A 14530-nucleotide genomic window follows, 5' to 3' on the forward strand; every position below is an offset into this window, starting at 1 on the left:
ACGCATTCTCGTTTTTTTTCAGGAACGAATATTGATAATTATCAAGCTAACTCTTGAGGGGTAATACTTAGCGATCTAATTCAAAATTCACTGTCGCCGTTTGTCCTGTTTCATCTAATACAATTAATTGATATTTACCCGGCAAATATAATTGCAGTGAATAATTCTTCTGATGCCCGTCCAGCGGTTCGCCATTCAAAAACCACCATCGTTGTCCCTCCCCGCCGCTGGTTGAAACGTTAAGGGTCATATTTTTCTCACCCGGAAGACGTTTAATTACCGCCCCTTCTCTGACGCCTGACAACATCATCGGCGCCGCATTATGGTTATCCAGCGGAGGGCAAATAGCTGAACGGGCGGGAAGACGAGCAGCCCGTTTTTCGGCAGCAGGCAGCCAGGGCTCCAGCGGCAGCGGCCAGACATCCAGCACTTTCTCTGTCGCATCAGGACAATCCGCCGCAACGCGTTTGCCTTCTTTATCCAGCCAGACCGGGAAACGGATCCCGCGAATACCTTCCTGTTCCGGCAGCAGCAGCGTAGGCGGTTCACTGCCTTCCAGCAGCCAGGTTGACAGCCGACGCCGACAGTTTTCGCTCCCTTCAGGCAGGGACTGGCCGCCCGGCCAGCAAATCACGCCCCGTCCTACGCTTGCGGGACGCGGATCGCGCGGCAGGCGCGCTTCATCCACCATCGAGCGGGACTGAAGCATATTATTGACCTGATTGAGGAGCGGTACCGCGCTGGCGAAACCAAACTGACCGGCAACGGGCGTGCCGTCCGGGCGTCCGCTCCAGATTCCAATGACATAGCGGGCATTCAGGCCGATGGCCCAGGCATCCCGGTAGCCATAGCTGGTGCCCGTTTTCCACGCCAGCGGCGCAACCTGGGGCAGCGCACTGTCCGGCAGGGGCTGTGCTTCATTAGCGAGAATGCGACGAATGATCCACGCCGCCCCCTGCGACAGCAGCGGACGTTCGATCAGCGGATCGCCCGGCTGCATACGCAGTCGGCCCGCCTTACCCTGACGCGCAAAGGCGCTATAGGCGGCAGCGATATCAGCCAGCCGTGCGCCTGCGCCCCCCAGGATCAGGGAGAGGTTGGGCTGTGCTCCCGCAGGCAGAATGAGCGGTAATCCCGCGTTGCTCAGCATTCCGGCAAAACGTTTTGGGCCGTACGCTTCCAGAACCTGCACCGCAGGCAGGTTGAGGGAACGCACCAGGGCTTCGCTCATACTGACCGGCCCATGGAAGCCACTGTCAAAGTTGCCGGGACGATAATCCCCCGTTTTTCTTGGCACATCCTGTAATAACGAAGCGGGATGGATCAGACCATCGTCCAGCGCCATGCCATAGATGAATGGCTTGAGGACCGATCCCGGCGATCGGATCGCATTGACCATATCCACGTGGCTGAAACGGCTGTCATCATTGATATCTACCGAGCCTACCCAGCCACGCACTTTCATGGATGTATGATCCACTACGATCATCGCCAGCGAACTGCGGGCAGGCAGGCGTGATTTCCAGTTCATTGCCAGCTCTTCAAGCTGTCGTTGCAATGCTGCATCCAGCGTGGTGACTATTTTTGTGTCACGACTTTTACTCAGCATCATGCGGGAAAAGAGCGGCGCCAGCTGCGGCATCTGCCGGGGAGCCAGCCAGACCGGCTCTTCACGGGACTCTTTCACCTGCTTCTCTGACCAGACGCCCTGAGTCAGCATGCGGTCGAGCACTTTGTTACGCGCCGCTTCGGCACGCTCCGGCCAGCGGTCCGGGCGCAGACGGCTGGGTGCCTGTGGCAGTACAGCCAGCAGCGCCGCGTCGGAATAGCTCAGCTGAGACGGCGGTTTGCCAAGGTAAGTCCAGCTTGCCGCGCCCACGCCCTGCAACGTGCCGCCAAACGGGGCACGGTTAAGATACAGCGTCAGGATTTCACGCTTGGAGAGATGCCACTCCAGCTGCATCGCCCGCCACAGCTGACGAATTTTACCGCCAAAGGTACGCGGATGCGGATCCAGCAGACGCGCCACCTGCATGGTAAGCGTGCTCCCGCCGGAAACCACTCTCCCGGAGATGAGATCCTGCCAGGCGGCACGCAGTACAGAAAGCGGATTGACGCCCGGGTGATCCCAGAACCAGCGATCTTCATACTGGATCAGCGCCTCGAGATAGCGTGGTGAAACCTCTTCAATGGTAACCGGATAGCGCCAGATGCCTTCGCTGTCGGCAAAACGCCACAGCGGAACACCCTGCTCATCCACCACCACTCGCGCAGGGTTGACCTCTTTCAGGGGCAACGGCCACACGCGGTCAGCGACGACAATCAGCCCCCCTGAAACGAGAAGCGCTCCCGCCAGCCACAGCCAGCGGGAGCGAATCAGGCGTGCTATCCGCATTTTACGGAACAACGATCAGCGGGCCACTGGCCGCCCCCGTTGCCCGCCACTGCGGAACATACATGGACTCGACCATCGGAACAGGCACCTGGTAGGTTCCCGGCGTAACGGCACGGGCCAGGTAAACCAGCGTGACCGGCTGACCTTCATTGACCGGCACCGCGGCCACAAAGCGATCGTCGCGGAATTCCATGTGCTGAATATCAGACTGTTGCATCTGATTGAGCAGGTTTTGCACTTCACTGCCGCTGTCCTGCAAGCTGGCGCTGCTGCTCGCCAGATTTTGGTTTTCCAGCTCCAGACCTGCCGGGAGCAGATCCACCACCAGCGCATCCGGCACGTTCTGGCTGGCCTTCACTTTCAGCCATACCAGAACCAGTTCACCGCTCTTCAGAGAAGAGAGCGACTTGCTGCTGCCGTCTGTCGCCAGGATATGACGTTCAATCTGCAAGACATTAGAGGATGGCTGAGGCGCATACTCCGGATAGCCAGTAGTGTCCAGTCGTACCCACAGCGGCGTAGTGCCGGTATTCGTCACCTGCAACGCATCAAGCTGAGCGCTGTTCAGGTTTTCTACCTGCGCTTTATCACTGCTCTGGGTCTGTTCAGAGAGGGTGGTCGTTGCCTGCCACGCACCTGACAAGGTTTGCAGTGAACGTCCGGCCAGGAACAGCGCATTGCTCTCCTGGGTAGACAGCCAGCGCTGGCTGAACGCGTCTTCAGATAACGCGTTCAGCAGCCTGTTTTGCGCATCCGGCAGCAGCTTGTACTCTTCCAGCAGGGAGAGCATCAGGGCATTATCACGCAGCTGGCTGCCGTAATCCGCCATCCAGTTTCGGCTGTCGTTACGGGGAGTTTTGAGAGCCAGATCCAGCGCCTGCTGGCTGCGCGGTGCATCCCCCATCAGTTTGAGTGCCATGCCCAGCTGCATCAACGGAAGCCCGGAAGCAGCCTGAGCGTGGCGATCCCAGATTTCACGCAGCGCACCGAGCGGCGCTTTTTGCTGACGCGCCAGCACCAGCGAAGCGTACGCCTGAACAGCAAATTTGCTGGCCTGGGTGTCGTCGCTGTAGCGGATGGACATCATCCCCGGATCCTGTAAATAGCGCAGCAGTCGGCTGTTGGCGTTATTCACTGCCTCGGCAGGCACGCTGTAACCCTGCTCACCTGCCCGTACCAGGAAGTCCGTGACGTATGCGGTCAGCCAATACTCTTCCGGACCGTTTTTATCCCACAAGGCAAAACCGCCATCGTCACGCTGCATTTGCAGCAGACGGGAGATCCCGATATCAATGGCCGCACGGCGTTTATCGTCGGTGTCGCCTTTAATGCCCAGTGCCTTCAGCTGGGCCGCGTTGGTGTAGAGGGACGGGAACAGGCCGCTGGTGGTCTGCTCAAGACATCCATACGGATAGGCCTGAAGTTCACGAATGTAGCGCGCCAGGTTCAAAGGTGGTTTACCGCTGAGCAACAGCTGCCCCTGTAGCGTGGCAGGCGAGAAACCGGCGATATGCTGTGCTGGCGCACTCCAGGATTCGCCAGGGTTCAGCATCGTGCCCGTATTCACCGTTTGCGCCGGGAATGCGGGACGCACGCCAATTTTCCAGCTCTTCTGCTGCGGCGCAAACGTCTCACCAGGGAGCTGAAGTCCCGTCACCTGAGCAGTCACTTCCCCATCGCCATAGCCCTCCAGGGCACGCACCGGAATAAACAGCGTGGTACGTGCGCCAGGCGGCAGCTTAACCGGCTCTGGCTGAGCGCCTTCGAGCGACAACTTATCGGTTGCGGTTAACGCAATGTTCAGCGTTTGCGGCTGGTCCGTCAGGTTAGTCAGGTCCAGCGTCAGGCGAGAGGTATCGCCACTTGCGAGGAATCGCGGCGTATTAAGCTCGGTAATAATCGGTGCCGCTACAATTATTTTGCTTTCGTTGCTGCCGAAATCGTCTTCCGTCCAGGCCTGCGCCATCAGACGCAGTTCGCCGTTGAAATCGCCAATCGGCAGCGTGATGGTGCCTTCGCCGTTGGCATCAAGCGTAACCGGCTGCGCCTGCTGGGCAATTATGGTGACATGGTTCACCGGTGGCTTACCGCCGCGTTTCAGTTCATCGCCGTCTCCGCCAAAGCGCAGTGCGGCCAGACGTCCCTGACCTTCAATCACCTGGCCGTAAACATCATAGATGTCCGCGCCATAGCGCTTCTGACCGAAGAAAGCTTCCCACGGATCCGGCGTGACGTAGTCGGTAATGTTCAGCACGCCGCTATCGACAGCCGAGACCAGCACGTTCACCTTCTGTGGCACAGTCCCCTCTTTTACGCTGGCTTTCACTTTCACAGAAAGCGTCTGGTTCGGACGCATTTTTTGCGGGTTATCCAGTGCGATGTTCAGGCGCCGATTTTCGTCTCCCATTGGCAAATGCAGCAGGCCAACCGCCCGTTTTGGCGTGGCGGATTTGGATTTATCGCCAGGACGAACCACCAGCGTGCTGAGGTAGAGATCGTGACGTTTCCAGGCCTTATCCACCGGAATGGCGAGATCCAGACCGTTTGCTGGCACGTCGATCTCTTTCCACCACAGCGGTCCTTCGCTGGACTCGATCATTGCATAGCCCTTGCCTGCGGCTGGCGCTGCAATATGCAGGTTGATGGTATCGCCTGGCTGATAGGATGGCTTGTCCAGTTTCAGCGTCACACGATCCGGGCGTGCAGCGCCCGTGCCATCGCTGTTATCCTGCCAGCTGTACCCCGCCCAGAAGCGCACGCTGCTGACCATGTCATCAGGGGCTTTCACTTCCAGACGGTATGAGCCCCACTCCACCGGGAAGGTGACTTTACCGGTTTCATCGGCCTTGAGGTTTAGCTCCTGTTCGCCCTCAACCAGATCTTTTTGATCAAACTGGGACTGCCAGCCCTCACTCTCGGACCAGTTCCAGAAGTAGTCGCGACGCTCACGGATCAGACGCACCTGCAAACCGGATACCGCTTTTTTCGTCCCGCTGGCATCGGCATAGACGATGTCAAAGCTGGCGTTGCCGTTTTCATCGACAATCGGCTGATTGACGGTGGTATCGGTACGGTAGTCGTAAACGGCCTTGCTGGCGAACTGTGGGCGGATCCCTGGAAGTTCAGCCGCAGGCCAGATAGCCTGCTCGGCGCGTCGCGTTACCGGACGCCCACCTGATTCCAGCAGGCTGGCCTGCAAAATCAGTTGCAGCGGCGAGTGCGCCTCTTTCCACTGGCTTTCGGTGGTAACTTGCCCACGCCCCTGTTCGTCCAGCGTAAGCTGCACTTCATCCAGGCTGCGGTTCAGGTTCTCCTCGGCAATATCCCCAAACTGGAAGCCAGGCAGCGCAGGCACCGCGTCACGTAGCGGACGCAGGAAAAGCTGGCCTTGCAGAGAATTGCCGTTAGCTGGCGCGCCATACAGGTAATAGCCCACAACGTTAAAGTCGACATTATCCTGCGGGGAAACCGGCGTTTTTTGCCCGGTCAGATTCAGCGCCATACGCTCAGGCATAAAATCTTCGACGTGGAAATCCCACATGCGCTGCTGGTTATCGCCCGAATTCGCGCGAATATGCCACATGCCGGTCTGGGCGCCGCTATCGAGCGGATAGTTGAAGCGATAAAGGCCGTTCTCAGGTTGCACAACGACCGTACGCGCCACCTGTCCGTCCGGACGCAGCACGTCAAGTTTTACCGGCTGATCGGGAAGCGGTTTGCCATCGCTGTCGCGAAGCAGGCCGTTCAGGATCACCGTTTCACCCGGACGATAGAGATCGCGCGGGCCAAACATAAAGAACTGTTTGCTGTAACCCGGGTTACCGGCGATATCAAACTCCGCCAGATCCAGCGCCGGAAGTTTGAGGTCAAGAAGCGTGGTCTGGCCATCCTTACTGGCCAGGATCAGCGCGGCTTCTTTATCGGTTTCCAGTTTCGCATGTCCATCGGCGTCGCTGTTTGCCTCGGCCAGGGTCTGCCCTTTATCGTTCAGAAGGGTAATGGTCACGCCTGACTGCGCCGCACCGTTTTCAAGACTCTGGGTGAAGATGTCCAGGCGGTTATGATAACGGTGAGCGGACAGCCCAATATCACTTAAGGTAAAGAGCGTCGCGGCGTTACTGTAGTTATAGTGACCAGCCTGATTCATCACGGCGATATAGACGCCAGACTGCTGGAGCGGCTTAATATCTTTAAGCGGCAGGAGCAGTTTTTCACGCGTGTTGCGCGCCGGGTTGAGGTCGAAACGGCCGGTGTAGACCAGTTCCGCCATCTTCAGCAGGTTGTCAGATTCCCAGTTGGTCAGCGAGTTACGGTACTCCCACTGGCTGACAAACGAGGCCAGCGACTCCGGCTTCACGCGATAGAAGTTCACATCCACATTGTTGACGTTGAGCGCCATCACCGGCAACCCTTCCACCACCTTACCCGGCAGCAGCGATCCGCGGCTGGCGAATCCGACCGTCGGTTCAACATCCCGGGTGGTGATCGCTTTTTCATAGTCAATGCCGAATGTCGCTTTGTTCAGCGCCAGCAAATCACGTTCGACGGTGACGACCAGATTACGATTCGGCTCCAGATGGCGCAGGCGCAGCTCTTTCAGATTGGGGGCCAGTTCCCAGGCGCCGTCCACTTTGCCGCTTTTTTTATCCACCACATGTACCGTTTTCGCAAAATCCTGGCTGGGATCCAGCGGTACAGAGAAGGTCAGAACCAGCGTCGCGGCGCCGTCGAGTTGCACTTCAGAGGCATCCAGCAGCGTCAACGCCTTACCCTGACTCTGCGCGGCCAGCTTAGCCAGCTTGTCAGGATCCGGTGTTGCCGGGGTTTTCTGTTCTGATGCAGTAGACGCTGCGGGGGCAGCGGCCTGAGGTTTGTCATCACTGTTATCACAGCCGACAAGCGTAAAGGTGGTGAGCAGCGCGAGAGAGATCGCAGCTAAGCGAAACGGTTTCATCCTATGTCCCTGGCCTGAGGGGCCTGTTGGTCGTCGTCCGGATAAGTATTATCCGCAAGTTTCGTTAATACAAAAAGTCCAATTTTATAATCTGGAAAGCGCCTCGCAGATTGGCATCACGCTGCCACACCGTGTTGGAACCGCGATCACACAGCGTAACGTAACATGTTACCTTTCGCGTCATTTGTTTTTAAAACAAGAAGATAGCTGGATAAGCTCGCATCAGGCCTGCTAGTTTTATGACCATGACGCACCCCGAGTGCGCGGTTCAATAAGAGAGAAAGCCATGAAACGAGCCGTGAACGCCCTACAAAATTTCGGAAAATCACTTTACGGACCTGTACTTATCTTACCCATCGTCGGTCTGTTTATCGCCTTTGGGAATGTGCTGGGTAACGGCAATCTGGCCGAGTACCTGCCGTTTCTCGGCCACCCGCTGATCCAGAGTGTCGGCCAGCTGATCGCCAAATCTGCCGTATCGGTGCTGGTCAACCTGGCGCTGGTGTTTGCCGTTGGGATCCCCATTGGTCTGGCAACCCGAGATAAAGGCTACGCGGCGCTGATTGGGCTGGTGACCTTTATCGTATTCATTAACGCGATGAACGTGACGTTACAGCTTCAGGGGGAACTGGCCCCGGCGGAACAGATGAAAGCCGCCGGACAAAGCATGGTGCTGGGCGTTCAGGTGCTGGAGATGGGCGTTTTCGCCGGGATCCTGACCGGGGCGCTCTCCGGTTATCTGTACAACAAATATTCCGGTGTCCAGTTTAACGGCGCGATGGCGATTTACTCCGGCCACTGCTTTGTCGCGATTGTAATGCTGCCTGTCTCTATGCTGCTCGGCGTGGTCATGAGCGAACTCTGGCCGTACGCACAGCATGGAATAAGCGCCCTGGCGCTGGCGATCAAAGGGTCCGGTCCGTTTGGCGTGGCGATCTACGGTTTCCTTGAACGCATTCTGGTGCCGACGGGCCTGCATCATCTGGTCTATACGCCGTTCCTGTATACCGAACTGGGCGGTACGCAGGAGGTGTGCGGTACGGTTTATCAGGGCGCACGCAATATCTACTTCGCCGAGATGGCCTGCCCGGACGTGAAGCAGCTCAGCAGCACCGTAGTGTGGGATGCGCGCGGCATCAGCAAGATGTTCGGCCTTCCTGCCGCCGCGCTGGCGATGTACATGACCGCGAAGCCAGAGCGTAAAGCGATTGCGAAAGCGATTCTGATCCCGGCGGCGCTGACCTCGCTGCTGGTCGGCGTAACCGAGCCGATTGAGTTCTCCTTCCTGTTTGTCGCCCCGCTTTTGTTCGTGGTGCATGCGGTGCTGACCGGTATCGGCATGATGCTGTTCTCGCTGTTTGGCGTTCACGCCATCGGCGCCAACGGGATTATCGATTTCATCCTCTACAACCTGCCGCTCGGCACGGAGAAGTCCAACTGGCCCATGTACATCGTGGTCGGGCTGATCATGTTCGCCCTTTATTTCGTGGTGTTCCGCTTCCTGATCCTGCGCTTCAACATGAAAACGCCGGGCCGTGAGGATGAGGACCAGGAGACGCGCCTTTACAGCAAGCAGGAGTACCAGGCGAAGGGCAATAACGACGGGCTGGGCGAATCCATCGTGGTGGGTCTGGGCGGTCGGGAAAACATAGAGGTGGTAGATAACTGCTACACCCGCTTACGCGTCACGGTGAAGGACGTCGCCATCATCGACGAACCGCGCCTGAAAGCGACCGGCGCGAAAGGGATTATCAAACAAGGTAACAACGTTCAGGTGGTCTACGGGCTGCATGTCAAAAAAATGCGAGAAGCCGTTGAGACGTTTCTCTGAAAGGAGCTAAAGATGTTTACACCCCCATTTATTCTGTCGATTGCCGGCGGCGGTAGCACCTACACGCCAGGTATTGTGAAAAGCCTGATGGTACGTCTGCACGATTTCCCTCTGGCAGAGATCCGCCTGTATGACATTGACGAGGCGCGCCAGAACACCATTGCGCCCGTGGTGGAGAAGGTTATTCGCGACCACAGCCAGAGCATCAAATTCACCGTCACCAGCGATCCGGAAGTGGCCTTCAGCGGCGCGCATTTTGTTTTTGCCCAGATGCGCGTCGGGCAGTACAAAATGCGCGAGCAGGATGAAAAGATCCCGCTGCGCCACGGGGTGGTCGGCCAGGAAACCTGCGGACCCGGCGGGCTGGCATATGGCCTGCGTACTATCCTGCCGATGGTCGAGCTGATCGATCGGGTGGAACGCTACGCGCACGAAAAGGCGTGGATCGTAAACTACTCCAACCCGGCGGCGATCGTCGCCGAGGGCGTGCGTCGCCTGCGTCCCAACGCACGCGTGCTGAATATCTGCGATATGCCTGTCGCCGCGATGCGCAATATGGGCGCCATTCTGGGCGTGGATCGTCATAAACTGGAGGTGGACTATTTCGGCCTCAACCACTTCGGCTGGTTTACCCGCGTGCGGGTGGACGGCGAGGACAAGCTGCCGGAGCTGCGTAAACATATCGCGAAGTTTGGCCTGCTGACGGAAGATGCCGCGAAAACCGACCCGCAGCACTCGGATCCGTCGTGGGTGAAAACCTGGCGCAACATCAAACCGATTATGGATAACTTCCCGGAGTACCTGCCGAACCCGTATCTACAGTACTACCTGATGCCGAACCAGATTGTGGAGCATCAGAACCCGGACTATACCCGCGCCAACGAAGTGATGAACGGGCGTGAGAAAAAGCTGTTTGCCGCCGCCGAAGAGTACCAGCTCAGCGGAATTTTACCGGACGCCTTCCACGTAGGTGTTCACGGCGAATTTATCGTCGATGTCGCCTGTTCGCTGGCGTTCAACCTGCGCCAACGCCATCTGGTGATGGTGGAAAACCGCGGAGCGATTACCAACCTGCCGTACGATGCGGTGGTGGAAGTGCCTGCCTATATCACCTCCGAAGGGCCGGAGCCTGTCCGCGTGGGTCAGGTGCCGCTGTTCCACCAGACGCTCCTGCAACAGCAGCTCGCCTCTGAACAGCTGCTGGTTGAGGCAACCATCGAAGGCAGCTACGAGAAAGCGTTGCAGGCGTTTACTCTGAACCGCACCGTGCCGACCATGGAGCACGCGAAAGCGATTCTGGATGAGATGATCGACGCCAACCGCGACTACTGGCCTGCGCTGCAAAAGGCCTGGCAGGACGGTGAAGCGGTGAAAAAATAGGGGCTTGCTCGCGAGTTGAACGTGGTTAGCTTGTCGGTGTCAGAAAAAACACCGACAATCCTTTTTTACGGAAAAGAATGGAGGCAACCATGTCCACCTCATATTTTGTCGCTGCCGACTGGCTGATTGAGCACGGCGACGATCCGGAAGTTCAGATTATCGACGCGCGCATGGCCCCTCCGGGCCAGGAGCATCGTGATGTTCCCGCTGAATACCGTGCAGGGCACCTGCCGGGCGCGGTATTTTTTGATATCGAAGCCCTCTCCGATCACACCTCTCCCCTGCCGCACATGCTGCCTCGCCCGGAAGCGTTTTCCGTGGCGATGCGCGAGCTGGGCATCAGCAAAGATAAACATCTTGTTGTTTACGATGAAGGTAATCTGTTTTCCGCGCCGCGGGCGTGGTGGATGCTGAAAAACTTCGGCGTGGAAAAAGTATCGATTCTGGCGGGCGGACTTGCAGGCTGGAAGCGCGACGAACTACCGCTTCAGCAGGGTGACGTCACGCTGCCGGAAGGGGAATTTGATGCCACGTTTGACGCTAACGTGGTCAAGCGCCTGACCGACGTGCTGGTCGTTAGCCACGAAAAGACGGCGCAAATCGTCGATGCGCGTCCCGCTCCACGTTTCAACGCAGAAGCGGATGAACCGCGTCCGGGACTGAAACGCGGACATATCCCGGGGGCGCTGAACGTGCCGTGGGGCGATCTGGTGTTTGAAGGCGAGCTGAAAACCACCGATGAATTACGTGCCATTTTTGAACGTCAGGGCGTGGATTTGCATCGTCCGGTTATTGCCAGCTGCGGCTCCGGCGTGACGGCCTGCGTGGTGATCCTGGCGCTGGCAACCCTTGGCGCAAATGACGTGACTCTGTATGACGGCGCCTGGAGTGAATGGGGTGCACGAGACGATCTGCCGGTTGAACCGGCGAAATAATGGATAACCGCCTGGCAACGCTGTTAACGCGCGGGTCGTCGCTGACCCGCGCGGAGTATCGCGTCCTCGCCCACCTCACTGAGCATCCGCTGCTGGTGGGCAACATCACGGTGCGCGAGCTGGCGCAGGCAACATTTGTCTCCACCGCGACGATTATGCGGCTGTGCCAGAAGCTGGGGTTTAGCGGCTTTAGCGAGTTTATCTGGCACTGCAAGCAGTTGCTTTCTGACACGCCGCATATCACCGTACAGCCTGAGCAACATGCGGAAATGCCCGCGCTTTTTGCCCGGTTCATTGCCAACTATCAGCAGTCCTTCCAGTGGGTTACCCAGGACAAACGTCAGCAGTTTGCCAGCCTGCTGCGCCAGAAAGAGAGCTTCTTTCTCTACGGCGCCGGGTTTTCGTATCTTTTTGCCGAGTACCTGACCAAGAAGTTGCAGGTGCTGGGAAAAACGGCGTTCATCTCCGGACCGGGGGACAGCCGGAATATTTTTCTCAGCAACGCCGCGCGCTATCAGGTGTTTATTGCCGTTTCGCGCAGCGGCGAAACGGAGCAGGTACTGGATAAAGCGCGGATCGCCAAAAACGTCGGCATGACCATCGTCGCGTTTACCCGCGCATCGGCCAATACGCTGGCGGGTATGGCGGACGTGCATTTTGCCCTCTATGACGAAGCGGTACATTTCGCCGCCGAAGCCGCAGGGGTGACGTCGTTTGAGTCGAATCTGGTGCTGCTGATGGATTTACTGCTGCTGGAAGCAACGGGGTGAAGATCACCCCGCCGTAATCAGATAATGCGGTTGGTCTTGAGATCGCGCAGGAAGCCGCCCCAGCGACGCTCGTAGAACGGGGTGATGTGCTCGGTAATAAAGTGGCTGATCCCCTTCTCCCCTTTCTTCACCTGACAGATATCAATCGGCTCATCGCCCGGCAGGGTGTCGGTTGCTACGCTTCCCGCCGCCTGGATGATCTCGTCTATATCGCCGTCGGCCTCAATCCCTATCAGCAGAACAGGCTTTTCGTCAGCGCTCTCTTTGATGGAGCAGAGGAACGCGCGTTTCACCGGCTTGATGGTTTTAAACAGCGTGGTCAGGGAGTCAATCATCTGCGCGGGCGGCTCGGCCACTTCAGACAGCAGCAGCGTTTCGCCCCCTTCCAGCACCTCCTGAGTGCTGAGCGGGTTGCCCTCGTCACCAATCAGGTGGCTGATTTCGCGCGGAGTAAACTCTTTCCCGGTCGGCAGTTTGGCGTTGAGGAACAGCGTCTGCCCCAGGGTCATTTCGAACAACGTGCGCACCGGCATCACCACGAACGCCTGTTCGTCTTCTACCGCTTCCTGCAAGGCCTCGAGCGAGGTAAAGAACGGGATCACCGACGTGCCGTCGTCTTTCTCCCAGTGCAGCAGATCCAGCGCGCTGTCTTCGACAACCTGCTCCCCTTCCGCCGCGGTGCCCGGCACCCATACGGTGGATTCCAGCAGCGTGCGGAAAAAGGCCGGACGGTGGGCGGGCTCGGTCGCCGCCTGCTCCAGCAGGGTTTCTAATTCGTTTTTGGTATCTGACATAGTTTGGCTACTTCAAAAAACGCCGGGTGGCGCTTCGCTTACCCGGCCTACAAAACCGTAGGCCCGTGCAAGCGCAGCGCCGCCGGGCAATATGATGACTCCGAAGGCGCGCGTAAGCGTAGCGCTACCCGGCAAAAAAGATCACTCAGCCGTCAGCAGATTCGCCACGGTACGCACACCCAGACCGGTCGCACCCGCAGACCACTGCTCAACCGCTGCTTTACGGTAGGTTGCGGAGCAGTCAATGTGCAGCCAGCCTTCATGGTAGTTCTCAACGAAGTGAGACAGGAAGCCTGCTGCTGTGCTGGCCCCCGCCGGGTACGCCGCGCTCGCGGTGTTGTTCAGCTCGGCAAAGTTAGACGGCAGCTGGCTGCGGTGGAACTCGGCCAGCGGCAGACGCCAGAACGGTTCGTTTTCCGCCGCCGCGCTGGCCAGCAGGCGAGCGGCCAGCTTGTCGTCGAAGCTGAACAGCGCGTGGTAGTCGTTACCCAGGGCGGTTTTCGCCGCGCCGGTCAGGGTCGCCATATCGATAATCAGCTCCGGCTTCTGGGCAGAGGCGTCGATCAGGCCATCGGCCAGCACCAGACGGCCTTCGGCGTCGGTGTTCATCACTTCGACGTTTTTACCGTTGCGGTAGCGAATGATGTCGCCCAGCTTGAAGGCGTTGCCGCTCACCATGTTGTCCGCGCAGCACAGGTAGAGCTTCACGCGCTTATTCAGACCACGTGTGATGGCGAACGCCAGCGCGCCGGTAATGGTCGCCGCGCCGCCCATGTCGGACTTCATAGAGTCCATGAACGCGCTCTGCTTCAGGCTGTAGCCGCCGGTGTCGAAGGTGATGCCTTTCCCGACCAGACAGGCAAAGACCGGCGCTTCTTTATCGCCGGTTGGGTTGTAGTCCAGCGCCAGCAGGACCGGAGGACGCTCAGAACCACGGCCCACGGTGTGGATACCCATGTAATTCTGCTCGCGCAGGTCTTCGCCTTTGGTGATGCGGTAAGACATCTTGTCGCCCGCCACGCCGCACAGCAGGTCAACCGCGCGCTGCGCCAGCTGCTCAGGGCCTAACTCTTCCGCCGGGGCGTTGATGGTATCGCGTACCCAGTCGATAATTTTCAGGCGGCTTTCCAGCTCTTTCTGACCGGCTTCGTCGAGGTTCGCCCACTCGATTTTGCGGGTGCCTTTCGGCCCTTTGTAGCCTGCCCAGAATGCCCAGCTGCGGTCGGTGTCCCAGCCTTCGCCTTCCAGCGACACATGCTTAATGCCAAGGCCGTCAATTTTACGCGCGGCGCGCTGGATCAGGCCCAAATCATCATTGCCCGTCAGGTGCAGGGTAATACCGTCGTTGTTGATGCTGTAGGTGGCTTTTTCGCCCCAGCGTGCGTCGGCTGGCTGCGTGGAGAGCGTAATCTTCATCGCTTCGGTCATTTTATTTATCCTTATTAGCAAACGGGCCGCCTGAAGGCAGCCC

Annotated in this window: 8 protein-coding genes; 4 read left to right on the plus strand and 4 right to left on the minus strand. The window is 58.3% G+C overall.

Going from position 1 to position 14530, the window contains the following annotated elements:
* Positions 1 to 67: 67 nt before the first annotated feature.
* Entirely contained in the window at positions 68 to 2395 is a 2328-nt protein-coding gene (pbpC, locus tag O1721_RS20340) for a peptidoglycan glycosyltransferase PbpC (RefSeq protein ID WP_032649078.1), read from the minus strand.
* A 1-nt stretch (position 2396) separates the two neighbouring features.
* Complete coding sequence (locus O1721_RS20345; RefSeq protein ID WP_032649080.1) at positions 2397 to 7349, minus strand: alpha-2-macroglobulin family protein; 4953 nt, start codon at positions 7347 to 7349, stop codon at positions 2397 to 2399.
* 286 nt (positions 7350 to 7635) lie between these two features.
* On the opposite strand from O1721_RS20345, the gene O1721_RS20350 reads away from it, so the two are divergent.
* From O1721_RS20350 to O1721_RS20365, 4 genes are all read left to right on the plus strand, one after another.
* Positions 7636 to 9180, plus strand: a complete 1545-nt coding sequence (locus O1721_RS20350; RefSeq protein ID WP_032649082.1) for a PTS transporter subunit EIIC — start codon at positions 7636 to 7638, stop codon at positions 9178 to 9180.
* A 12-nt stretch (positions 9181 to 9192) separates the two neighbouring features.
* Positions 9193 to 10560 carry a 6-phospho-alpha-glucosidase gene (locus O1721_RS20355; RefSeq protein WP_032649084.1) on the plus strand — a complete coding sequence of 456 codons (1368 nt, stop codon included), beginning with the start codon at positions 9193 to 9195 and terminating at the stop codon, positions 10558 to 10560.
* Positions 10561 to 10649: 89 nt separating this feature from the next.
* A complete protein-coding gene (sseA, locus tag O1721_RS20360) occupies positions 10650 to 11495 on the plus strand; it encodes a 3-mercaptopyruvate sulfurtransferase (RefSeq protein WP_032649086.1) in 846 nt (281 codons plus the stop codon).
* Positions 11495 to 12265 (plus strand): MurR/RpiR family transcriptional regulator, encoded by a 771-nt coding sequence (locus O1721_RS20365; protein ID WP_032649089.1) that lies wholly within the window; start codon positions 11495 to 11497, stop codon positions 12263 to 12265. Before sseA ends, O1721_RS20365 begins: the two co-directional genes overlap by 1 nt.
* 17 nt (positions 12266 to 12282) lie before the next feature.
* Here the strand turns inward: O1721_RS20365 and sseB are convergent, their stop codons facing one another.
* Complete coding sequence (sseB, locus tag O1721_RS20370) at positions 12283 to 13059, minus strand: enhanced serine sensitivity protein SseB (RefSeq protein WP_032649091.1); 777 nt, start codon at positions 13057 to 13059, stop codon at positions 12283 to 12285.
* A gap of 141 nt (positions 13060 to 13200) precedes the next feature.
* Entirely contained in the window at positions 13201 to 14487 is a 1287-nt protein-coding gene (gene pepB, locus O1721_RS20375; protein WP_032649094.1) for an aminopeptidase PepB, read from the minus strand.
* Positions 14488 to 14530 lie beyond the last annotated feature (43 nt).

The organism is Enterobacter cloacae complex sp. HYC033_NIDB, assembly GCF_056673335.1.